The sequence below is a fragment of the Roseateles aquatilis genome (assembly GCF_002205645.1).
GTDB classification, from domain to species: Bacteria; Pseudomonadota; Gammaproteobacteria; order Burkholderiales; family Burkholderiaceae_C; genus Roseateles; species Roseateles aquatilis.
Genome location: NZ_NIOF01000001.1, coordinates 494,261 through 515,040, shown reverse-complemented (window position 1 = coordinate 515,040; position 20,780 = coordinate 494,261). Strand labels below are relative to the sequence as shown.

Sequence of the window (20,780 nt, the reverse complement as noted above, 5' to 3'; positions counted from 1 at the left end):
GATCGACGCTCGCGGCGCCTCGCGCCGCGTCCCCCACGCGACGCTCGGAGCGGCGTGTCGGGGCCAACATCGGACGGTGGTCCGATCCCATTGACCAGAGGAGATCTCGAGGTGGCACTTCCCCCGCTGTTCAACACGCTGCGCCTGCCGGTGATCGGCTCGCCGCTGTTCATCATCAGCAACCCCAAGCTGGTGATCGCGCAATGCAAGGCTGGCATCGTCGGCTCGATGCCGGCGCTCAATGCCCGTCCGGCCGAGTTGCTCGACGAGTGGCTGGCCGAGATCACCGAGGCGCTGGCCGCGCATGACCGCGCGCATCCGGAGTCGCCGGCGGCGCCGTTCGCCATCAACCAGATCGTGCACAAGAGCAACGACCGGCTCGATCACGACATGGCCCTGTGCGCCAAGTACAAGGTGCCCATCGTGATCACGTCGCTGGGCGCGCGCGAGGACGTGAACGCGGCGGTGCACGGCTGGGGCGGCATCGTGCTGCACGACATCATCAACAACAAGTTCGCGAGGAAGGCGATCGAGAAGGGCGCCGACGGCCTGATCGCGGTGGCGGCCGGCGCGGGCGGCCACGCGGGCGTGAAGAGCCCGTTCGCGCTGATCCAGGAGATCCGCGAGTGGTTCGACGGCCCGCTGGCGCTGTCGGGATCGATCGCCAGCGGCGACGCGGTGCTGGCGGCGCGGGCGATGGGAGCCGACCTGGCCTACATCGGCTCGGCCTTCATCGCCACCGACGAGGCGCGCGCCTCCGACGACTACAAGCGCATGATCGTCGAGAGCAACAGCGACGACATCGTCTACAGCAACCTGTTCACCGGCGTGCACGGCAACTACCTGAAGGGCTCGATCGTCAAGGCCGGCCTGGACCCGGAGAACCTGCCGGAGAGCGATCCATCCAAGATGAACTTCGGCGGCAACGGCGCCAAGGCCTGGAAGGACGTCTGGGGCAGCGGCCAGGGCATCGGCGCGATCCGCGAGGTGCTGCCGGCGGGTGAACTGGTGGCGCGCCTCGGCCGCGAGTACGAGGCGGCGCGTCAACGGTTGGCGGTGGCGTAAGCCGCGCCGGCGCCCGGCCCGACCATCCGACGCCCCGCTTCGCGGGGCGTTTCCTTTTGGCGATGCCAGAAGACCTGGATCGGTCATGCCGCATCCATCCGTGAGTCGCCGGTTCCTGACTGGGACAAGTCGTTTTCGGCGGGCTCAACCAGAACGTTGAGATTACGCAATACGAAAGGGCGAGTCGACTTCGATCCTCCATGGTCGGCGATAGAGGGGATGTCACTCTTCGACATGTCGTCGGTGTTCCGGAGGCTTATCACGGTGATAAAGTTTGAAACCGATCGGCTCTACTGTTTCGCAGGGCGTCTTCGAGCCATGAAGCCCGAGGATGCGAACGCTCGGAGGATTGATTTCGGCCCGCTCTTCAACTTGAAATGCTTGCACGAACTCATGGACGGCGAGGGCTTCGACGAGCGTCAGATACGCCTTGCCAACCCGGATGTCTTGAAGGACATCCATCGTGAAGGGTGGTCCGATGGCGATGTGCGACAGATCATTGCGGTCCTTGTCGCGAAGGACTACAAAAAGTCCGAGTGGGCACGAATTGATCGAGGACGTCGCTGGGTCGCTTGCGACGTCTATCACACGTACTACGACGCGTTGCGTCGCCGCCGGGATGTGCGAGCGGTGCCGGTCTACCTGAAGTTTTCCGTCGATATGGGGGGATCGAGTGACCATCCTGATCGCGTCCTGTCACTGCTCAACCTGAGAAGCCTCGGATGACTCACCGATTCAAGCCTGACTGCCCAGCATGTGGTTCGACGCGCCTCCAGGAGGAGTCGTTCAACGAGACATTTCGCCCCAGGGGTCAGGAGGTCGTCGTGGCACTTCTGCAATGGCGCTGCGCGGCATGTGATCACGTGTTCGGCGACCTGAAGCAGTTGCGCGAGAACACCAAACGTCTTCAGGCTCGCAAGTCTCGGTACGACGGGTTGTTGATGGGGCAGGAGATTGTTGCGCTGCGAAAACGATATGGCCTGACGCAGCAGGCCGCGGCGAAGGTGTTCGGCAAAGGAAAAATTGCGTTCTCGCGCTACGAGAACGAAAGCAGCTATCCGGATGACTCGATGACCCTGCTGCTCACCGCGGCCATCGAAATGCCCGCGGTGTTGAAATGGCTCGCTGATCGCGCCGGTGTTGAACTGCCGATGTGGAAGCAGCGCATTCGGGATGAGGCCGCGGCGCGTCGGGCGCTGCGCGCGGCCGCGGCGAGGTCGGACGAGGCGCCCGGCAAGCCAGGGCGACAGGCCGCGCGGCCCGCGCGCGCCACCGCGCGGGCATGAACGGGCGGCGCTCGCCGGCGCCGCCTTGCGATCACTTCACCGTCGTGAACCTCGCCTCCGGTCGGTCGTCCGAGCGATGCATCGTCTGCACCGCCTTCTTCATCGCCCACGGACGCACCTGGTGGTGCAGCGGGATGAACAGCACCTCGTCGCGGATGCGCAGCAGGCCGTCCTTCAGCAGCGCGTTGCGCTTGGCGACATCGCCCTCGACCTTGGCCGCGTCGATGATCTGATCGAGCTTGGCGTCGCTGAGGCGGAAGTAGTTGCCGCTGCCGTCCGCGCCACCGGCCCGCGTGCGCGCCAGCGACTGCATCGTGTACAGCGCGTCGTAGGTCGGCACGCCCCAGCCGTACAGGAACAGCGGGTACTCGAAAGCCTGCAGCTTCGGGCTGAAGGTGCTGAACGACTCGGTCTGCAGCCGCGCCTTCACGCCCACCTTGCTCCACATCGACACCACCGCCAGGCAGATCTCCTCGTCATTGACGTAGCGGTTGTTGGGGCAGTTCAGCGGCACCTCGAAGCCACCCGGATAGCCGGCCTCGGCCAGCAGCTTCCTGGCGCGTTCGGGGTCGGCCTTGGCGGCCACGTCGATGTCCGGCGAGTTGCCGTTCACGCCCGGCGCGACCATGATGCCGGCGGGCACCGACAGGCCGCGCATCGTCGCGCGCTTGATCGCCTCGCGGTCGATCGCGATCGACAGCGCCTCGCGCACGCGCTTGTCCTTGAACGGGTTCTTGCCCTGGACATTGCTGCCCTTGAGCTGGTCGCTGCCCTGGTCCATGCCGATGAAGATCGTGCGGATCTCGCTGCCCTCCAGCACCGTCAGCTTCGCGTCGGTGCGCAGCCGGGCGACGTCCTGGGTCGGGATGTCGGACAGCAGGTCCACGTCCCCCGACAGCAGCGCCGCGACGCGCGTCGGGTCCGACTTGATCGGCGTGTAGATCAGCTCGTCCACGTTGGTCGCGTTCTTCGCGTCCCACCACTCCTTGTTCTGGACCATGGTGATGCGCTGGTCCGGCTGCCAGCCGGTGATGCGGTACGGGCCGGTGCCGTTGGCGCTGCGCGTGGCCACCGTCTCTTCCTTGGCCTTGAAGTCGGGCAGGTTGACGGCCTTGTTCTTCTCCGCCCAGACCTTGCTCATGATGCGGAAGTCGACGAACTGCCGCAGCAGGATCGGGTTGGGCGCCGCCAGGATCACGTCGACGGTGTGGCTGTCGACCTTCTTGATGTCCGCCACGCCCGCCACGAACGGATGCATCGTGCCGACCGGCTGCTTGATGCGGTGGAACGAGAACACCACATCGTCCGCGGTGAACGGCGAGCCGTCATGGAACTTGACGCCCTTGCGCAGGTCGAAGCGCCAGGTGGTCGGGCCGGTCTGCGTCCACTTCGTGGCCAGCGCGGGCTCGACCTGGTAGCTCTTGTCATAGCGCGTCAGGCCCTCGTAGGCGTGCTGCGCGATGGCGTTGGTGGTGCTGTGGTTCTGCGAGTGCGGATCCAGCGTCAGCACGTCGTTCTGCGCCGCCCAGCGCAGCGTCGCGGCCGCGGCGGGCAACGCCAGGCCCAGGGCCGCCGTGGCGGCGCAGGCGAGGGTGGTGAGGCGGATGGCGTGCGCGGCGCGGGAGATCGATCCCGGGGTCTTCGACATGAGCGGTAGCTCCCTCTGACAACGTCGTTAAGAAGATGTGAAGTTGTCCGGATGCTAGCCGCCGGGGCGGGCGATGTGTCATCGCGCCGCCTCGGGGATTGCCCTTGGAAGGGAGCGGCCGCGCGTCGGCAAATGCGGGCGGCGATGAAGGCGGGGCCGAAGCCTTCCGGGGCGAGGCACGGGCGCCGCGCCGCGCCCGGCGCGTCACTTGATGGTGGTGAAGCGCGCTTCCGGCCGGTCGTTGGAGCGGTGCGGCGTCTGCACGTTGCTGCGCATGGCCCAGGGCCGCACCTGGTGATGCAGCGGGATGAACAGCGCCTGGTCGCGCACGAGCAGCAATGCCTCGCGCAGCAGGGCGTCGCGCTTGGCGGTATCGATCTCGGTCTTGATGGCGTCGATCAGCTTGTCGAGTTGCGGATCGCTGACCTTGGAGAAATTGAAGCTGCCGTCCGCGCCGCCCGACCGCGTGCGCGCCAGCGCCTGCAGCGAGTACAGCCCGTCGCGCGTCGACACGCCCCAGCCCAGCATGTACAGCGGCGCCTCGAAGCGCTGGAACAGCTGGCTGTGCTGCGACATCGGCTGCACCGTCAGCCGCGCGGTCACGCCGATCTTGCTCCACATCGACACGACGGCCAGGCAGATCTTCTCGTCGTTGACGTAGCGGTTGTTGGGGCAGTTCAGCGGGATCTCGAAGCCGGACGGATAACCGGCGTCGGCGAGCAGCTTCTTCGCCTTGGCCAGGTCGGGCGTCAGGGGTTTGTCGATGTCGGCCGCGTAGCCGTGCACGCCGGGCGGAATCATCAGCGCCGCCGGCACCGACAGGCCGCGCATGATGCTGCGCTTGATGGCCTCGCGGTCGATCGCGAGCGACAGCGCCTGACGCACGCGGACGTCCTTGAACGGGTTCTTGCCCTTCACCGACGAGCCGCGCAACTCGTCGCTGCCCAGGTCCATGGCGAAGAAGATCGTGCGGGTCTCGGGGCCTTCGATCGACTTGAGCTTGGGATCGGCCTTGAGCGCGCCGACGTCCTGCGTCGGCACGTCCGTCAGCAGGTCGACGTCGCCCGAGGTCAGCGCCGCGACGCGCGTCGGATCGGACTTGATGGGGACGTAGGTGACCTCGGTGATGTTGCCCTTGTTCTTGTCCCACCAGTCCTTGTTGATCTTCATCGTCACCTTCTGGTCGGGCTGCCAGGAGGTGATTTCATACGGGCCGGTGCCGATCGCGTGGCGGCTGGCGTAGTTCTCGTCCTTGGACTTGTAATCGGCCTGCTGGGTGGCCTTGTTCTTCTCCGCCCAGGCCTTGCTCATGATGCGGAAGTCGACCAGGTTGCGCAGCAGGATGGGCTGCGGCGCGTCGAGGATCACGTCGACGGTGTAGTCGTCGATCTTCCGGATCTCCTTGATGCCGGTGACGTAGATCTGCATCGTGCCCTGCGGCTGGCGGACGCGGTTGAAGCTGAAGATCACGTCCTCCGCGGTGAACGGGGAGCCGTCCTGGAACTTCACGCCCTTGCGCAGTTCGAAACGCACCTGCGTCGGGCTGATGGTGGTCCACTTCGTCGCCAGGCAGGGCTCGATCTCCCACTGCTCGTCATAGCGGGTGAGGCCCTCGTAGGCGTGCTGCAGGATGGCCGACGTGGTCGTGTGGTCCTGCGAATGCGGGTCCAGCGTGAGCACGTCGTTCTGAGCGGCCCAGCGCAGCGGCACCGCGTGCGCGGCGGCGGCGCCGAGGGCCAGCGCCACCGACAACGCGACGCGCGCGATCGGGAAGGCAGGGACGAACCGGGAACTTCTCGTGGAGCGGGGCATGGGGGTGACTCCGATGAAGCCTGATCAGGCGATGCGAAGTCCATGCTAGTCCGGCGAGGGTCGGGTGTTGCTTAGCGCTTCTCCGGGGGGCGGTGCGCGGGAGAGGGTGCCGGCGGCGGGGCGTCGGATGGACGCTGCGGCTCGATGTCGGCGTCGCAGCCGATGCCGGCGGCGATCATCCGCCGCGCATAGCGTCGGATCAGCCGGTTGAGCAGCCCTTCCGGGTTCAATGTGCGCAGGCCCACATAACGCGCCGGATGGGTCAGCATGCCGCAGCGGTACTGGTGGCCCTCGTCGGACCATTCCAGCGCGCGGCAGGCACCGGTCCGCTTCAGGCTGACGACCATGCCGAGCGGGCAGGGCTCGGCCAGGCAGCAGACGCCGCAGCCGTTGCAAGGCTGGCCGATGGCGGGTTTGGGCGGCGCTTCCGGATGGATCCAGATGACGGCTCGGGCGGGCTGGGGAGGCATTTGGCACTGTAGCCCCGAGCCGGGCCGAGGCGGTCGCAGGGAGGGGCCGCGTGCGCCCGTCAGCGAAAGCCGGAGCGGGGGCTCCTCATATGCTCGCCAAATCGTCGCCTCCGCCCCGGCTTTCGCCGACTCGATCCGAGGCATGCGAAGACATCCGAGGGCATCCGGCGTGTCAGGTCTTGACCCCCAGCTCCCGCAGTCGCTCTTCCAGATACTCGTGCGCGGTGTACCGATCGGACAGCACGACCTCCTCCCGCGGATGCAGGAACAGCGGCAACGACACGCGGCTCTTCTTCGCGCCTTCGCCGGTCGGGTTGACCACGCGGTGCTGCGTCGACGGGTAGTAGCCCTGCGAGGCCTCCTGCAGCATGTCGCCGATGTTGATGATCAGCATGCCGAAGTCGCCGGGCACGTCGACCCATTCGCCGTCCTTCCCCTGCACCTGCAGGCCGGGCTCGTTGGCCGCCGGCAGGATGGTGAGCAGGTTGATGTCCCCGTGCGCCGCCGCGCGCAGCGAACCGGCCGGCTCGTTGCCCGTCAGCGGCGGATAGCGCAGCACCCGCAGCAGCGTCAGCCGGCTGTCATTGATCATGTTGGACAGCGGCTCGCGATAGTTCTTCGCGATGTCGGCCGGCGTGTGCCGCTCGACCCACGACAGCAACTCCGCCGCCAGGTCGTTGGCCACCCGGTAGTACTCCATCGCGTCATCCTTCAGCGATGCCGGGACGCGCCCCCACGGGTAGATGTGGAAGTACTCCTTGATGTCCTTCTGCGTGTGACCCTTGGCGGTCTCCGAGATCTCGGTGGAGAAGTAGCCGTCCTGCGTCTCCTTGGAGAACGCGAAGTCCTGCTTCTCGCCGCCGTTGAAGAAGCCCAGCCAGTCGCCGTAGATCTTCTCGACCAGGCTCTGGGGCAGGGGGTGATTCACCAGGACGCCGAAACCTGTCTCGTGCAGGGAGCGGGTGAATTGCTCGGCCGCATCCGCGGCGCGGTAGTCGACGACTCGAACTTGCATGTGGGATCTCCTGTGTCCCGAACGATCCGCCATTCAATGTCGGGGCGGTACCGCAGGTCGGAAGTCTATCGGTTTGGGCTGTCGGATCGCAAACGTTTGGTAGCCGTACTGGTGCAACCCCTTGATCCGCGTCATGGACATTGCGCACAAAAAGTGGGCGCGCCTGCAACAGCAACGGTTTCGCCGTGGTGCTACAGTCCTGCGCTTGTGACTAGAGGTCCTTCCCGTCCCCTTTTCTGGCAACAGCAAAGGCGGGTCGCAATCCGCCAACCGGTCAAGCCGTGTCGCGGAAGGTTTCTTAACCAGCCGATAGCCCTGGAAGCCGGGGCAAGAGGTGAGCGAAGATGATGCAGCAATACAGGTCTAACTCCTACCTGTTCGGGGGCAATGCGCCCTACGTCGAGGAAATGTACGAACAGTACCTCGACAACCCTGGCGCCGTGCCTGACAACTGGCGCGCCTATTTCGACGCGCTGCAGCACGTCCCTGCTGTCGACGGCAGCGACAAGCGCGACGTCCCCCACGCCCCCGTGATCGAGTCCTTCGCGCAGCGCGCCAAGGCCAACGCGCTGAACACCAAGGTGTCGAGCGCGGAACTCGAGGTCGCCGGCAAGCAGGTCCACGTGCAGTCGCTGATCGCGGCCTACCGCACGCTGGGCTCGCGCTGGGCGGACCTGGACCCGCTCAAGCGCACCGAGCGCGCCAAGATCCCCGAGCTGGATCCCGCGTCCTACGGCCTGAGCGAGTCCGACATGGACATCAGCTTCAGCGCCACGAACACCTACTTCACCAAGGCCGAGCGCATGACCCTGCGCGAGATCGTGCAGGCCTTGCGTGACACCTATTGCGGCTCCGTCGGCGCCGAGTTCATGCACGTCACCGAGCCGACCGAGAAGCGCTGGTGGCAGGAGCGCCTGGAAACGGTGCGCAGCAAGCCGAGCTACACGGCCGAGAAGAAGCAGCACATCCTTGACCGCCTGACCGCGGCCGAAGGCCTGGAGCGCTACCTGCACACGAAGTACGTCGGCCAGAAGCGCTTCTCGCTGGAAGGCGGCGAGAGCTTCATCGCCTCCATGGACGAACTGGTGCAATGCGCCGGCGCCAAGGGCGTGCAGGAAATCGTCATCGGCATGGCCCACCGCGGCCGCCTGAACGTGCTGGTGAACACCCTGGGCAAGATGCCCAAGGACCTGTTCGCCGAGTTCGACCACACCGCCCCCGAGGACCTGCCCTCCGGCGACGTGAAGTACCACCAGGGCTTCTCCAGCGACGTGACCAGCCCCGGCGGCCCGGTCCACCTGAGCCTGGCCTTCAACCCGTCCCACCTGGAGATCGTGAACCCGGTCGTCGAGGGCTCGGTCAAGGCCCGCATGGACCGTCGCGGCGACAAGACCGGCGAGCAGGTGCTGCCCGTGCTGGTGCACGGCGACGCCGCCTTCGCCGGCCAGGGCGTGGTGATGGAGACGCTGGCGCTGGCGCAGACGCGCGGTTATTACACCGGCGGCACCGTCCACATCGTCATCAACAACCAGATCGGCTTCACCACCAGCGACCCGCGCGACACCCGCTCGACGCTGTACTGCTCCGACGTCGTCAAGATGATCGAGGCTCCGGTGCTGCACGTGAACGGCGACGATCCGGAAGCCGTGGTGTTCTGCACCCAGCTGGCGCTGGAGTACCGCCAGCAGTTCAAGAAGGACGTCGTCGTCGACATCGTCTGCTTCCGCAAGCTGGGCCACAACGAGCAGGACACGCCCGCGCTGACCCAGCCGCTGATGTACAAGACCATCGCCCAGCACCCGGGCACCCGCAAGCTGTACGGCGAGAAACTGGTGGCCCAGGGCGTCCTGCAGGCCGACGGTCCGGACGGCATGGTCAAGGCCTTCCGCGCCGCGATGGACGAAGGCCGTCACACCGTCGACCCGGTGCTGACCAACTTCAAGAGCAAGTACGCCACCGACTGGACGCCGTTCCTCGGCAAGAAGTGGACCGACAGCTGCGACACCGCGCTGCCGGTGGTCGAGTGGAAGCGCATCTCCGAGAAGATCACCACGCTGCCGGTGGGCTTCAAGGCGCACTCGCTGGTCGAGAAGGTGATCGCCGACCGCGCCGCCATGGGTCGCGGCGACATCAACGTCGACTGGGGCATGGGCGAGCACATGGCCTTCGCCTCGCTGGTCGCGGCGGGCCATCCGATCCGCCTGTCGGGCGAGGATTGCGGCCGCGGCACGTTCACCCACCGCCACGCGGTGCTGCACGACCAGAACCGCGAGCGCTTCGACGAAGGCACCTACATCCCGCTGCAGAACGTCGCCGACGGCCAGGCGCCGTTCGTGGTGATCGACTCGATCCTGTCGGAAGAGGCGGTGCTGGGCTTCGAGTACGGCTACGCCGCCGCCGACCCGCACACGCTGACGATCTGGGAAGCGCAGTTCGGCGACTTCGTCAACGGCGCGCAGGTCGTGATCGACCAGTTCATCGCCTCGGGCGAAGTGAAGTGGGGCCGCTCCAACGGCCTGACGCTGATGCTGCCGCACGGCTACGAAGGGCAGGGCCCCGAGCACAGCTCGGCCCGCCTGGAGCGCTTCATGCAGCTGGCCGCGGACAACAACATGCAGATCGTGCAGCCGACGACCGCGTCGCAGATCTTCCACCTGCTGCGTCGCCAGATGCTGCGCATGTTCCGCAAGCCGCTGGTGATCCTGACGCCCAAGTCGCTGCTGCGCGCCAAGGACGCCACGTCGCCGGTCAGCGAGTTCACCAAGGGTGAGTTCCGCACCGTCATCGGCGAGCAAAACGCCGACATCGACGCGTCCAAGGTCAAGCGCGTGATCGCGTGCTCCGGCAAGGTGATCTACGACCTGATGAAGGCCCGCGGCGAGAAGAAGGACGTGGCCATCATCCGCGTCGAGCAGCTCTATCCGTTCCCGCACAAGGCTTTCGCGGCCGAGCTCAAGAAGTACCCGAACGCGACCGAGATCGTCTGGTGCCAGGACGAGCCGCAGAACCAGGGCGCCTGGTTCTTCGTGCAGCACTACATCCACGAGAACATGACCGACGGCCAGAAGCTGGGTTACGCCGGCCGTCCGGCGTCGGCCTCGCCGGCCGTGGGTTATGCGCACCTGCACCAGGAGCAGCAGAAGGCGTTGCTGGAGCAGGCCTTCGGCAAGCTGAAGGGTTTCGTGCTGACCAAGTGAGTCATTGCGGACGCCGCGCGCCGCAATGACACCGGCCGCCGGGGACAGGCACAGCTCCCCGGCGCCGGCAGGCGCAAGGCTCCGGTTTACTGAAAAACCGAGAGAAAAAACATCATGGCAATCGTAGAAGTCAAAGTCCCCCAACTGTCCGAGTCCGTCGCCGAAGCGACGCTGCTGCAGTGGAAGAAGAAGCCCGGTGACGCCATCGCCATCGACGAGATCCTGATCGAGATCGAGACCGACAAGGTCGTGCTGGAAGTGCCGGCGCCGTCCGCCGGCGTGCTGACCGAGCTGGTCGTCGCCGACGGCGGCACGGTGACCTCGGACCAGGTCATCGCCAAGATCGACTCCGAAGGCAAGGCCGGCGCCGCCGCCCCGGCCGCGGCAGCGCCCGCCGCCGCCGCTCCGGCACCCGCCGCTGCCGTCGCCACTGGCGACAACAGCAAGGCCGGCGTGGCGATGCCCGCCGCCGCCAAGATCATGGCCGACAACAACCTGGCCGCCGGCTCCGTCGCCGGTACCGGCAAGGACGGCCGCGTGACCAAGGGTGACGTGCTGGGCGCCATCGAAGGCGGCGCCAAGCCGGCCGCCGTGGCCGCCCCGGTGCAGGCGCCGACCGCGCCCGCCGCCAAGCCGCTGCCGGCCGTGGCCGCCCCGGCCGCCGCCAGCCTGGGCGACCGCCCGGAGCAGCGCGTGCCGATGAGCCGCCTGCGCGCCCGCATCGCCGAGCGTCTGCTGCAGTCGCAGTCGACCAACGCCATCCTGACCACCTTCAACGAAGTGAACATGGCCCCGGTCATGGAGCTGCGCAAGAAGTTCCAGGACAGCTTCACCAAGGAGCACGGCACGAAGCTGGGCTTCATGAGCTTCTTCGTCAAGGCCGCCGTGCACGCGCTGAAGAAGTACCCGGTGCTGAACGCCTCGGTCGACGGCAACGACATCGTCTACCACGGCTACTTCGACATCGGCATCGCCGTCGGCTCGCCGCGCGGCCTGGTCGTGCCGATCCTGCGCAACGCGGACCAGATGAGCTTCGCCGACATCGAGAAGAAGATCGCCGAGTACGGCAAGAAGGCGCAAGAGGGCAAGCTGGGCATCGAAGAGATGACCGGCGGCACCTTCTCGATCTCCAACGGCGGCACCTTCGGCTCGATGCTGTCGACCCCGATCATCAACCCGCCGCAATCCGCGATCCTGGGCGTGCACGCCACCAAGGACCGCGCCGTGGTCGAGAACGGCCAGATCGTGATCCGCCCGATCAACTATCTGGCGATGTCCTATGACCACCGCATCATCGACGGCCGCGAAGCCGTGCTGGGCCTGGTGGCCATGAAGGAAGCGCTCGAAGATCCGTCCCGCCTCCTCTTCGACATCTAAGTCGGAGCTACTGCGCGGCGCCAGGGCGTCGTTGCGGGGCCCGCCTCGCCATCCTCACGTAGCGCTGCTACGTTCCGGTGGCTCGGCACCCGCGCCTAGCCCTGACCCCGCTCGCTACGCTCCGACAGAGCGTTGAATGAGATTGGAGATTTTGATGAGCAAGCAATTCGACGTCGTCGTGATCGGCGGCGGCCCCGGCGGCTACATCGCGGCGATCCGCGCGGCGCAACTGGGCTTCAACACGGCCTGCATCGACGAGTGGAAGAACGACAAGGGCGGCCCCGCGCCCGGCGGCACCTGCACCAACGTCGGCTGCATCCCGTCCAAGGCGCTGCTGCAGTCCAGCGAGCACTTCGAGCACGCGGGCCACGGCTTCGCCGACCACGGCATCGCGATGAACGACCTGAAGATCGACATCGCCAAGATGGTCGGTCGCAAGGACACCGTCGTGAAGCAGAACAACGACGGCATCCTGTACCTGTTCAAGAAGAACAAGGTCACGTTCTTCCACGGCCGCGGCTCGTTCGTGGCGGCGAAGGACGGCGGCTACGAACTGAAGGTCGCCGGCGCCGCCGAGGAAACGATCACCGCCAAGCACGTGATCGTCGCCACCGGCTCCAACGCCCGCCAACTGCCCGGCGCGCCGTTCGATGAGACGAACATCCTGTCCAACGACGGCGCGCTGCGCATCCCGGCCGTGCCGAAGAAGCTGGGCGTGATCGGCTCCGGCGTCATCGGCCTGGAAATGGGCTCGGTGTGGCGCCGCCTGGGCGCGGACGTGACGATCCTGGAAGCGCTGCCCGCGTTCCTGGGCGCCGCCGACGAATCCGTCGCCAAGGAGGCCGCCAAGGTCTTCAAGAAGCAGGGCCTGAACATCGAGCTGGGCGTGAAGATCTCCAGCGTCGAGAACGGCAAGGACGGCGTCGCGGTGAAGTACACCGACGCCAAGGGCGCCGAGCAGACGCTGGCGGTGGACAAGCTGATCGTCTCGATCGGCCGCGTCGCCAACACCATCGGCCTGAACCCGGAAGCCGTCGGCCTGAAGCTGGACGAGCGCGGCGCGATCGTCGTGGACGACGAGTGCAAGACCAACCTGCCGAACGTCTGGGCGGTCGGTGACGTCGTGCGCGGCCCGATGCTGGCGCACAAGGCGGAAGAAGAAGGCGTCGCCGTGGCCGAGCGCATCGCCGGCCAGCACGGGCACGTCAACTTCAACACGATCCCGTGGGTGATCTACACCAGCCCCGAGATCGCGTGGGTCGGCAGGACCGAGCAGCAGCTCAAGGCGGACGGCGTGGCCTACAAGGCGGGCCAGTTCCCGTTCCTGGCCAACGGCCGCGCGCGCGCGCTGGGCGACACGACCGGCTTCGTCAAGTTCCTGGCCGACGCCAAGACCGACGAGATCCTGGGCGTGCACATCATCGGCCCGATGGCCTCGGAGCTGATCTCCGAAGCCGTGGTGGCGATGGAGTTCAAGGCCTCGGCCGAGGACATCGCCCGCATCTGCCACGCGCATCCGTCGCTGAGCGAAGCCACCAAGGAAGCGGCCCTGGCCGTGGACAAGCGCACGCTGAACTTCTGAGCCCCGGCTCGGAACTCGCGAAAGGGGCGGCGCTGAGTCGCCCCTTTGTCCTTGTGCCGCGCCTGGCGCGCGACCGTGCCGAACAGACTCCCGAGACCGTCGCATGACCTCCGTCACCGAGCTTTACCAGCAGACCCTGGCCGAACGCGGCTACACCGCCGACCCCGCGCAGTTACGCGCCGTCGCCGCGCTGCAGCGTTGCCAGGACGAATGGGCCGACTACAAGGCGCGACGTTCCAACGCGTTCAGCAAGCTGCTGGTGCGGCCGCCGCTGCCGCGCGGCGTCTACATGTTCGGCGGGGTGGGGCGGGGCAAGAGCTTCCTGATGGACTGCTTCTTCCAGGCGGTGCCGCTGACGCGCAAGACGCGGCTGCACTTCCACGAGTTCATGCGCGAGGTCCACCGCGAGCTGCAGGACCTCAAGGGCATCCAGGACCCGCTGGAGGAGCTCGGCAAGCGCATCGCGCGGCGTTTCCGCCTGATCTGCTTCGATGAGTTCCACGTCGCCGACGTCACCGACGCGATGATCCTGCACCGGCTGCTGGATGCGATGTTCCGCAACCGCGTGTCGATCGTGACGACGTCCAACTTCCATCCCGACGGCCTGTACCCCAACGGCCTGCATCGGGATCGCATCCTGCCCGCGATCGAACTGCTGAAGGCCAACCTGGAGGTCATCAACGTCGACAACGGCACCGACTATCGCCAGCGCTCGCTGGACCACGTCGACCTGTACCACACGCCGCTGAACGACGCGGCCGAGCAGGCGCTGACGGCGGCCTTCGAGTCGCTGGCCGAGGCGCGCGACGAGGACCCGATCCTGCGCATCGAGCATCGCGAGATCCGCTCGCGCCGACGCGCCGGTGGCGTGGTGTGGTTCGACTTCGCGGAGCTGTGTGGCGGGCCGCGCTCCCAGAACGACTACCTGGAGCTGGCGACCCAGTTCCACACGGTGATCCTGTCCAAGGTGCCGGCCATGCCGCCGCGGCTGGCCAGCGAGGCACGCCGCTTCACGCTGCTGGTGGACGTGCTGTACGACCGCCGCTGCAAGCTGATCATCTCGGCCGCGGTGCCGGCCGAGCAGCTCTACACCGAAGGGCCGCTGGCGCACGAATTCCCGCGCACCGTGTCGCGGCTGCAGGAGATGCAGTCCAAGGAGTACCTGGCACTGGAGCGGCGCGACGTCGATACGTCGTTGACCTGATCCGGCGGCGGTGTGGCGGATGCGATGATCGCCCCCATGAAGCCTTCCGCTTTTCTTCCGGTCCTTGCTCCGCTGACGTTGTGCGCGTCCCTGTCCTCGTTGCCCGCTCCGGCCCAGGCCGCCGAGATGACCCGGGCCCAGATCGAGGCCGAGCGCGCCCGCGTCGAGAAGGACTACCAGGACAAGGTGCGCGAGTGCCGGCAGCGCTTCGTCGTCACCAGTTGCCTGGAGGACGCGCGTGACGAGCGCATCCGCCTGTTGCGCCCGCTGGACCGCGCCGAACACATCGTGAACGCCGAGGATCGCGAACGCCGTGGTGTCGCGGCCCGCGCCCGCGTGCTGGAGAACGAACGCCAGGCCGCCGCCGACGAGGCCAGGCGCAAGACCGAATCGGTCCGCATGGCCGACCATCCGGCCTCGGCGCCGCAAGTGCCGGCGGCGAAGACGCCGCGCGCGAATCCCGAGCTGCATCAGCGCCAGCAGGCGCAGCAGGACGCCGAGGCGAAGGCCAAGGCGGCCGACCGTCGCGACGCTGCCGCCGAGCGGCGCGTGAAGGCGCAGCAGCGCCAGCGCAAGGCCAGCGAGGACCTGGCCCTGCGCGACCAGAAGCGCGCCAGCGCCGCGTCGTCGGCCAAGGGCAACGCGACGCCCAAGCCTGATCCCATCCATCTGCCGACGCCGTCCGCGTCCGACATCAAGGCGCTGCCCAGGCGCTGAAGCGCGAGGCCGATCGGCCCCCAAAAAGGCAAACGCCGGTCGCGAGGACCGGCGTTTTTCCTGGTCAGGCCCTCGCGGGCGCCGAGGCCGCCGCGGGCAGCGTGCTCATTCCCGCGGATCCAGTCGCACAATCGCGATCGACAAGTTGTCGCCCGTGCCCTTCGCGCGTTGCCGGGCCTTGTTGACCAGCAGTTCCGCGCCGTCGCGCGGCGGCAGGCTGTGCATCACGGTGCCGAGCTCGGCGGCGGAGAAGTAGTGCCACAGGCCGTCGCTGCAGGCCATCAGGCTGTCGCCGTGTTCTAGCTGCTCGATGAAGGCCTCGACCGGCGTGGGCTCCTGCACCGTGCCCAGGCAGGCGGTCAGCAGGTTGGACTGCGGATGGACCAGCGCCTCTTCCTCGGTGATCTGGCCCTCGTCGACGAGTCGCTGCACGTACGACTGGTCGAGCGAGCGCGTCACCATGTTGGGGCCGCGGAAGTGATAAATGCGCGAGTCGCCGGTGTGGATCCAGAAGCAGCGCCGGTCCGCCGTCAGCAGGAAGGCGGCCAGCGTGGCGTGCGGCTCTTCCTCGGCGGAAATCGCCGTCAGGCGGATCATGAGGTGGGCTTCGGAGACGATCTGCCGCAGCAGCTCGGCCTCGTCCTCCTCACCCGGCACGAAGCGCTCGAAGAGCTGCTGCGCGGTCAGGATGACCTGGTCCGCCGCCTTGCGGCCGCCGCTCTTGCCGCCCATGCCGTCGGCGACGATGCCCAGCACGCAGCCTGCCTGGCGAGGGTGGGCGATGACCTGGACCTGGTCCTGCTGGTACAGGCGATCGCCGCGATGGATGCCGGTGGCGGCGCTGAGGCGAAAGCCTGGGGTTGTGCGACTCATCCCAAAACTATAATCGCCTCCCTCGGCCTCTCGGTCGAGTGGTTCCCCCTCATGGATGAACAACTTCACTCTCCGGCCCGGCGTCTGATCGAACTCCGCATCGCGCATGCCGAGTTGGACGGCCGCATCGATCGATTGTCCGGTGCTCAGCCGGACAATCGCGATCAACCTGACCCGCCTGATGCGGCCGATGAGGCCGATGCGCTCGGCCAGCCGAATGACGACCTGACCCTGCGTCGCCTGAAGAAGCAACGCCTGGCGCTGCGCGACGAGATCGCGCGGCTCGAACGGGCCAGCGATCCCGATGAGCCGGCCTGACCAGGACCCCACCGAATCGACCGACGACCTGATGGCGGATGCTCCCTGGGGAGCGCCGGGGTCCGACGTCCCGCCCGCGCCGGTCCGCGAGCGTCCCGCCGCCGAGGCGCTGCGTCCGGGCGAGCTGGAACAGGCCGTCGTGGCCGCGTTCGACATCGGTGGCCCGTTGTCGCGGCATGACGCCGGTTATTCGCCCAGAGAGCCCCAGCAGGGCATGGCGCGCGCGGTCGCGCAGGCGATCGCGGGCCGCGAGACGCTGGTGGTCGAGGCCGGCACCGGCGTCGGCAAGACCTTCGCCTACCTGGTGCCGGCGCTGCTCTCCGGCGGGCGCACGCTGATCAGCACCGCGACCAAGAGCCTGCAGGACCAGCTCTATCTGCGCGACCTGCCGCGGCTGCTGGAGACCTTCTCGCTGCCGCTGCGCGCCGCCTTGCTGAAGGGCCGTGGCAGCTATCTCTGCCTGCATCGGCTGGAGCAGGCGCGCCACAGCGCCGAGTTGCCCGACCGCCGCGCCGTCGCGCAGCTGGCGCGCATCGAGCGCTGGGCCATGACGACGCACACCGGCGACTTCTCCGAGATCGACGGCCTGGACGAGCGCTCGCCGGTGCTGCCCATCGTGAGCTCGAACCGCGACAACTGCCTCGGCACGGACTGCCCGTCGTATCGCGACTGCCATGTCGTCAAGGCGCGGCGCGAGGCGATGGAAGCGGACCTCGTCGTCGTCAATCACCACCTGTTCTTCGCCGACCTGGTGCTGCGCGACAGCGGCGTCGCGGAGCTGCTGCCCAGCGTCGAGGTGGCGATCTTCGACGAGGCGCATCAACTGCCCGAGGCGGGTCTGAACTTCCTCGGCCGCATGGTCGGCAGCGCGCAGTTGTTCGACTTCGCGCGCGACCTGGTCGCGCAAGGGCTGGTCCATGCGCGCGGGCTACAGGAGTGGCAGGAGATTTCAGCCGGCGTCGAGCGCGCGGCCCGCGCCTTGCGGCTGGCCTGCGCCGGTGGGCGTGAACTGCGCGGCCTGCTCAAGCTGCGCTGGAACGAATGCGCCGGCCGCGCCGACTTCGAGGCCGCGCTGGCGGAGGTGGCGCGGGCGCTTGAGCTCAGCGTCGACGCGCTGGCGACGGTGATGGAGGTCGGACCCGACCTGGCGCGGCTGCACGAGCGCGCGGTCGAGGTCTACAAGAACGCGCTGCTGTTCGCGCGCGAGCCCGATCCCGGCGCGGTGCGCTGGGTCGATGTCGGCACACACCAGGTCCGGCTGGTGGAATCGCCGCTCGACATCCGCGAGGCGATGCAGGAGGCGCTGGCGAGCACGCCCAAGGCCTGGGTGTTCACGTCCGCGACGCTGGGCGAGGGCGAGGACCTGGCCTGGTTCACCGAGCCCGCCGGCCTGCAGGGCGCGCGCACGCTGCGTGTCGGCAGCCCGTTCGACTACGCGACGCACGCGCGGCTATACGTGCCGCGGCATTTTCCGAAGCCGTCCGAGCCCGACCACGGCGAATCGGTGGGGTGGCTCGGCGCCCGCTTGGCGGCCAAGCTCGGCGGGCGGACCTTCATCCTGACGACGACGCTGCGCCAACTGCAGACGGTCGCCGATGTGCTGCGCCAGCGTTTCGAGGAAGGCGGCCATCGCATCGAGGTGCTGGTGCAGGGCAGCATGCCCAAGCGGCAGTTGCTGCAGCAGTTCGTCGATCAGCCGGCGTCGGTGCTGGTCGGATCGGCGAGCTTCTGGGAGGGCATCGACGTACCCGGCGATTCGCTGCAATGCGTCGTGATCGACAAGTTGCCGTTTCCGCCGCCGAACGATCCGCTGGTCGAGGCGCGCGTGACGCGGCTGGAGTCCGAGGGGCGCAACCCGTTCATGGAGTACTTCGTCGCCGAGGCCGCGATCGCGCTGAAGCAGGGCGCGGGGCGCCTGATCCGCACCGAGACCGATCGCGGGCTGCTGGTCGTTTGCGACCCGCGCCTGGCGGGCTCCCACTACGGCCGTCGCCTGCGCGAGGCCTTGCCGCCGATGACGCAAGTGCCCGACGAAGCGACGGCTCAGGCATGGCTGGCCGAACTGCGCGCTTCCCACGACGCCTGACGCGGCAAAAAGAAAGCCCGCTCGAAAGCGGGCCGGGTGGTCCGAGCAGAGTCCGCTCAAGTTACCAGATTTGCCACCAGGCTTTGTCTTTCGCTCGAGCCGTGCCCGTCGTCAGATAGCTGCTGTCCGGGAAGCTGGCCTTGAGCACGCGCTCCGAGTCGTCGCGCAGTTGGGTCATGCCCAGCCGGTCGTAACTCTTGACCATCAGGAACAGCGCTTCCTCCAGCGCGGGGGCGTGCTGGAACTCCAGCAGCGCCGCCTGCGCGCGGTTCGCCGAGGCCAGGTAGGCGCCGCGGTTGTAGTAGTAGCGCGCCACATGCACTTCGTAGGCAGCCAGGCTGTTGGTGATGTAGTCGATGCGGATGCGGGCGTCGTCGGAGTACTTGGACTCCGGGAACTGCTCGACCAGCTGCTTGAACGCCTGCATCGAATCGCGCGCGGCCTGTTGGTCGCGCTCGCTGATGTCCTGGCGGGAGATGCGGCCGAACAGGCCCAGATCGTCGTTGAAGTTGACCAGGCCCTTCATGTACAGCGCGTAGTCGAGCGCGGGGCTCGACGGGTTGAGCTTGATGAAGCGGTCCAGCACCGTCACGGCCTGCACGCGCTCGCCGCTCTTGTAGTTGGCCCAGGCCAGGTCGAGCTGCGCCTGCTGGCCCAGCGTCGTGCCGGCGGCGCGCCCCTCGATGCGCTCCAGCGTCTTGATCGCCCGGTCGTACGAGCCGGAGAGCATGTCCTCCTTGGCCTCTGCGTACAATTTCTCCAGGTTGGCCTGGGAATTCGGGTCATCCTTGGGGGCGGACGAGCAGGCCGCCAGCCCCAGCACGGCGACCGCCGCGGCGGTCATCGCCGCGGAGCGCCAAGCGGCGCGCCAGGATCCGGACGCATCTGCGGAATCAGCGGAAACGGCGGTCCGGCGGCGCAACACCCAGGTCTCGATCATGGTCCACAGGGCGCGCGCGATGGCGGCCCTCATCTGAAATTGGAGCGGCGATTATATGGTTCAGGTCGGCACCCCCCCGGCGCCCGCGGATGGGCTTTACCCGGGGACGTCCGCCAGTGGCGAGCCCCGCCCCGCAGCGCATGACGAAGGCCATTCCGAGGCCCATTCCGAGGCTCTTTCGGAGACCGCACCCGAGGCCCAGGACGACGCCCAGGATCTCGGCGCCGAGGCCCCCGAGCGGCGCGAGGCCGAGGCCGGCCGCGACGAGATCGGGCTGCGGCTGGACAAGTGGCTGGTGCAGCTCGCGCCGGAGTTCTCGCGCAATCACCTGCAGGGGCTGATCGAGCGCGGCTGCGTGCAACTGGACGGGCAGGTCGCCACGCAGGCGTCGCGCAAGCCGCGGCTGGGCCAGCGGCTGGTCGTCGATCTGGTGCCCACCGAAGAGGCGCTGGCCTTCCGTCCCGAGCCGCTGGCGATGGACATCGTCTTCGAGGATGAGCACCTGCTGGTGGTCAACAAGCCGGCCGGCCTGGTGGTCCATCCGGCGGCGGGCAACTGGTCGGGCACGCTGATGAACGGGCTGCTCGCGCATCACCCGCGGGCCGCGACGCTGCCGCGCGCGGGCATCGTGCATCGGCTGGACAAGGACACCTCCGGCCTGATGGTCGTGGGCAAGACGCTGCCGGCGGTGACCGCGCTGGTGCGGGCCATCGCGGCGCGCGAGGTGCGCCGCGAGTACCTCGCCCTGGCCCACGGCCGCACGCCGGAGGAATGGATCGTCGAAGCGCCGATCGGGCGCGACCCGCAGTCGCGCACGAAGATGGCGGTGGTGGGCAGCGGCAAGCCGGCGCGCACCGATTTCTACAGGTTGTCGGAAGGCGAGTGGGAGGACGCGCGCGGACTGCGGCGCACGGTGTCGGCGCTGCATTGCGTGCTGCACTCGGGTCGCACCCATCAGATCCGCGTGCACGCGGCGCATCGCGGGCATCCGCTGGTGTCCGATGCGCTCTACGGCGGGGCGCAGGCGCTGGATGTGCCCCGCCAGGCGCTGCATGCGGCGCGGCTGGGTTTCGAGCATCCGGTCAGCGCCGAACCGCTGCGCTTCGAGGCCCCGTTGCCGCCTGAATTGGCAGTGGGTTGGCGCCTCGCGGGTTTGCCCGATCCGGAGTTCTGAGGCGTGGGCGAAAGCG

Annotated in this window: 17 protein-coding genes; 11 read left to right on the top strand and 6 right to left on the bottom strand. The window is 67.7% G+C overall.

Features of this window, described 5'->3' with window-relative positions:
* Positions 1-111 precede the first annotated feature (111 nt).
* The 3 genes from CDN99_RS02225 (at position 112) to CDN99_RS02215 (ending at position 2,351) form a co-directional block, all read left to right on the top strand.
* Complete coding sequence (locus tag CDN99_RS02225; RefSeq protein ID WP_088382470.1) at positions 112-1,065, top strand: NAD(P)H-dependent flavin oxidoreductase; 954 nt, start codon at positions 112-114, stop codon at positions 1,063-1,065.
* A gap of 219 nt (positions 1,066-1,284) precedes the next feature.
* Entirely contained in the window at positions 1,285-1,791 is a 507-nt protein-coding gene (locus CDN99_RS02220; RefSeq protein WP_088382469.1) for a type II toxin-antitoxin system MqsR family toxin, read from the top strand.
* Positions 1,788-2,351: a type II toxin-antitoxin system MqsA family antitoxin gene (locus tag CDN99_RS02215; protein ID WP_088382468.1), complete on the top strand. Its 564-nt coding sequence runs from the start codon at positions 1,788-1,790 to the stop codon at positions 2,349-2,351. The genes CDN99_RS02220 and CDN99_RS02215 overlap by 4 nt, the downstream gene beginning before the upstream one ends.
* Before the next feature lie 31 nt (positions 2,352-2,382).
* Here the strand turns inward: CDN99_RS02215 and CDN99_RS02210 are convergent, their stop codons facing one another.
* The 4 genes from CDN99_RS02210 to CDN99_RS02195 form a co-directional block, all read right to left on the bottom strand.
* Positions 2,383-3,999 carry an ABC transporter substrate-binding protein gene (locus CDN99_RS02210; RefSeq protein ID WP_088382467.1) on the bottom strand — a complete coding sequence of 539 codons (1,617 nt, stop codon included), beginning with the start codon at positions 3,997-3,999 and terminating at the stop codon, positions 2,383-2,385.
* 204 nt (positions 4,000-4,203) lie between these two features.
* Positions 4,204-5,811 (bottom strand): ABC transporter substrate-binding protein, encoded by a 1,608-nt coding sequence (locus tag CDN99_RS02205; protein WP_088382466.1) that lies wholly within the window; start codon positions 5,809-5,811, stop codon positions 4,204-4,206.
* Positions 5,812-5,882: 71 nt separating this feature from the next.
* The gene (locus CDN99_RS02200; protein WP_088382465.1) at positions 5,883-6,281 is read right to left on the bottom strand and encodes a hypothetical protein; all 399 of its coding nucleotides are present in this window, start codon (positions 6,279-6,281) and stop codon (positions 5,883-5,885) included.
* A 172-nt stretch (positions 6,282-6,453) separates the two neighbouring features.
* Positions 6,454-7,296 (bottom strand): isopenicillin N synthase family dioxygenase, encoded by an 843-nt coding sequence (locus tag CDN99_RS02195; RefSeq protein ID WP_088382464.1) that lies wholly within the window; start codon positions 7,294-7,296, stop codon positions 6,454-6,456.
* Between the two features lie 344 nt (positions 7,297-7,640).
* Between CDN99_RS02195 and CDN99_RS02190 the strand changes: the two genes are divergently transcribed.
* The 5 genes from CDN99_RS02190 to CDN99_RS02170 all read left to right on the top strand — a co-directional run bounded on the left by CDN99_RS02190 (position 7,641) and on the right by CDN99_RS02170 (position 15,373).
* The gene (locus tag CDN99_RS02190; RefSeq protein ID WP_088382463.1) at positions 7,641-10,493 is read left to right on the top strand and encodes a 2-oxoglutarate dehydrogenase E1 component; all 2,853 of its coding nucleotides are present in this window, start codon (positions 7,641-7,643) and stop codon (positions 10,491-10,493) included.
* Between the two features lie 114 nt (positions 10,494-10,607).
* Complete coding sequence (gene odhB / locus CDN99_RS02185) at positions 10,608-11,870, top strand: 2-oxoglutarate dehydrogenase complex dihydrolipoyllysine-residue succinyltransferase (protein ID WP_088382462.1); 1,263 nt, start codon at positions 10,608-10,610, stop codon at positions 11,868-11,870.
* A gap of 154 nt (positions 11,871-12,024) precedes the next feature.
* Positions 12,025-13,452, top strand: a complete 1,428-nt coding sequence (gene lpdA, locus CDN99_RS02180) for a dihydrolipoyl dehydrogenase (protein ID WP_088382461.1) — start codon at positions 12,025-12,027, stop codon at positions 13,450-13,452.
* Positions 13,453-13,555: 103 nt separating this feature from the next.
* Positions 13,556-14,656 (top strand): cell division protein ZapE, encoded by a 1,101-nt coding sequence (zapE, locus tag CDN99_RS02175; RefSeq protein WP_088382460.1) that lies wholly within the window; start codon positions 13,556-13,558, stop codon positions 14,654-14,656.
* 36 nt (positions 14,657-14,692) lie between these two features.
* A complete protein-coding gene (locus CDN99_RS02170) occupies positions 14,693-15,373 on the top strand; it encodes a hypothetical protein (protein ID WP_141100593.1) in 681 nt (226 codons plus the stop codon).
* Between the two features lie 105 nt (positions 15,374-15,478).
* Here CDN99_RS02170 and CDN99_RS02165 read toward each other — a convergent pair whose 3' ends face one another.
* Positions 15,479-16,246 carry a PP2C family protein-serine/threonine phosphatase gene (locus tag CDN99_RS02165; RefSeq protein WP_088382458.1) on the bottom strand — a complete coding sequence of 256 codons (768 nt, stop codon included), beginning with the start codon at positions 16,244-16,246 and terminating at the stop codon, positions 15,479-15,481.
* 51 nt (positions 16,247-16,297) lie between these two features.
* On the opposite strand from CDN99_RS02165, the gene CDN99_RS02160 reads away from it, so the two are divergent.
* Positions 16,298-16,564: an HP1242/YdcH family protein gene (locus tag CDN99_RS02160; RefSeq protein WP_088382457.1), complete on the top strand. Its 267-nt coding sequence runs from the start codon at positions 16,298-16,300 to the stop codon at positions 16,562-16,564.
* Positions 16,551-18,650 carry a DNA repair helicase YoaA gene (gene yoaA, locus CDN99_RS02155; protein ID WP_238139321.1) on the top strand — a complete coding sequence of 700 codons (2,100 nt, stop codon included), beginning with the start codon at positions 16,551-16,553 and terminating at the stop codon, positions 18,648-18,650. Before CDN99_RS02160 ends, yoaA begins: the two co-directional genes overlap by 14 nt.
* Positions 18,651-18,711: 61 nt before the next feature.
* Here yoaA and CDN99_RS02150 read toward each other — a convergent pair whose 3' ends face one another.
* Positions 18,712-19,494, bottom strand: a complete 783-nt coding sequence (locus tag CDN99_RS02150; protein ID WP_088382456.1) for an outer membrane protein assembly factor BamD — start codon at positions 19,492-19,494, stop codon at positions 18,712-18,714.
* A 151-nt stretch (positions 19,495-19,645) separates the two neighbouring features.
* Between CDN99_RS02150 and CDN99_RS02140 the strand changes: the two genes are divergently transcribed.
* Positions 19,646-20,764: an RluA family pseudouridine synthase gene (locus tag CDN99_RS02140; RefSeq protein ID WP_088382454.1), complete on the top strand. Its 1,119-nt coding sequence runs from the start codon at positions 19,646-19,648 to the stop codon at positions 20,762-20,764.
* Positions 20,765-20,780: the final 16 nt, after the last annotated feature.

Coding starts and splice junctions, on each gene's coding strand:
- CDN99_RS02150 (WP_088382456.1), bottom strand. CDS start 19,494: ATGACCGCCGCGGCGGTCGCCGTGCTGGGGCTGGCGGCCTGCTCGTCC.
- CDN99_RS02190 (WP_088382463.1), top strand. CDS start 7,641: ATGATGCAGCAATACAGGTCTAACTCCTACCTGTTCGGGGGCAATGCG.
- CDN99_RS02165 (WP_088382458.1), bottom strand. CDS start 16,246: ATGAGTCGCACAACCCCAGGCTTTCGCCTCAGCGCCGCCACCGGCATC.
- CDN99_RS02205 (WP_088382466.1), bottom strand. CDS start 5,811: ATGCCCCGCTCCACGAGAAGTTCCCGGTTCGTCCCTGCCTTCCCGATC.
- lpdA (WP_088382461.1), top strand. CDS start 12,025: ATGAGCAAGCAATTCGACGTCGTCGTGATCGGCGGCGGCCCCGGCGGC.
- CDN99_RS02160 (WP_088382457.1), top strand. CDS start 16,298: ATGGATGAACAACTTCACTCTCCGGCCCGGCGTCTGATCGAACTCCGC.
- CDN99_RS02215 (WP_088382468.1), top strand. CDS start 1,788: ATGACTCACCGATTCAAGCCTGACTGCCCAGCATGTGGTTCGACGCGC.
- CDN99_RS02210 (WP_088382467.1), bottom strand. CDS start 3,999: ATGTCGAAGACCCCGGGATCGATCTCCCGCGCCGCGCACGCCATCCGC.
- yoaA (WP_238139321.1), top strand. CDS start 16,551: ATGAGCCGGCCTGACCAGGACCCCACCGAATCGACCGACGACCTGATG.
- CDN99_RS02140 (WP_088382454.1), top strand. CDS start 19,646: ATGGTTCAGGTCGGCACCCCCCCGGCGCCCGCGGATGGGCTTTACCCG.
- zapE (WP_088382460.1), top strand. CDS start 13,556: ATGACCTCCGTCACCGAGCTTTACCAGCAGACCCTGGCCGAACGCGGC.
- CDN99_RS02195 (WP_088382464.1), bottom strand. CDS start 7,296: ATGCAAGTTCGAGTCGTCGACTACCGCGCCGCGGATGCGGCCGAGCAA.
- odhB (WP_088382462.1), top strand. CDS start 10,608: ATGGCAATCGTAGAAGTCAAAGTCCCCCAACTGTCCGAGTCCGTCGCC.
- CDN99_RS02200 (WP_088382465.1), bottom strand. CDS start 6,281: ATGCCTCCCCAGCCCGCCCGAGCCGTCATCTGGATCCATCCGGAAGCG.
- CDN99_RS02220 (WP_088382469.1), top strand. CDS start 1,285: ATGTCACTCTTCGACATGTCGTCGGTGTTCCGGAGGCTTATCACGGTG.
- CDN99_RS02170 (WP_141100593.1), top strand. CDS start 14,693: ATGAAGCCTTCCGCTTTTCTTCCGGTCCTTGCTCCGCTGACGTTGTGC.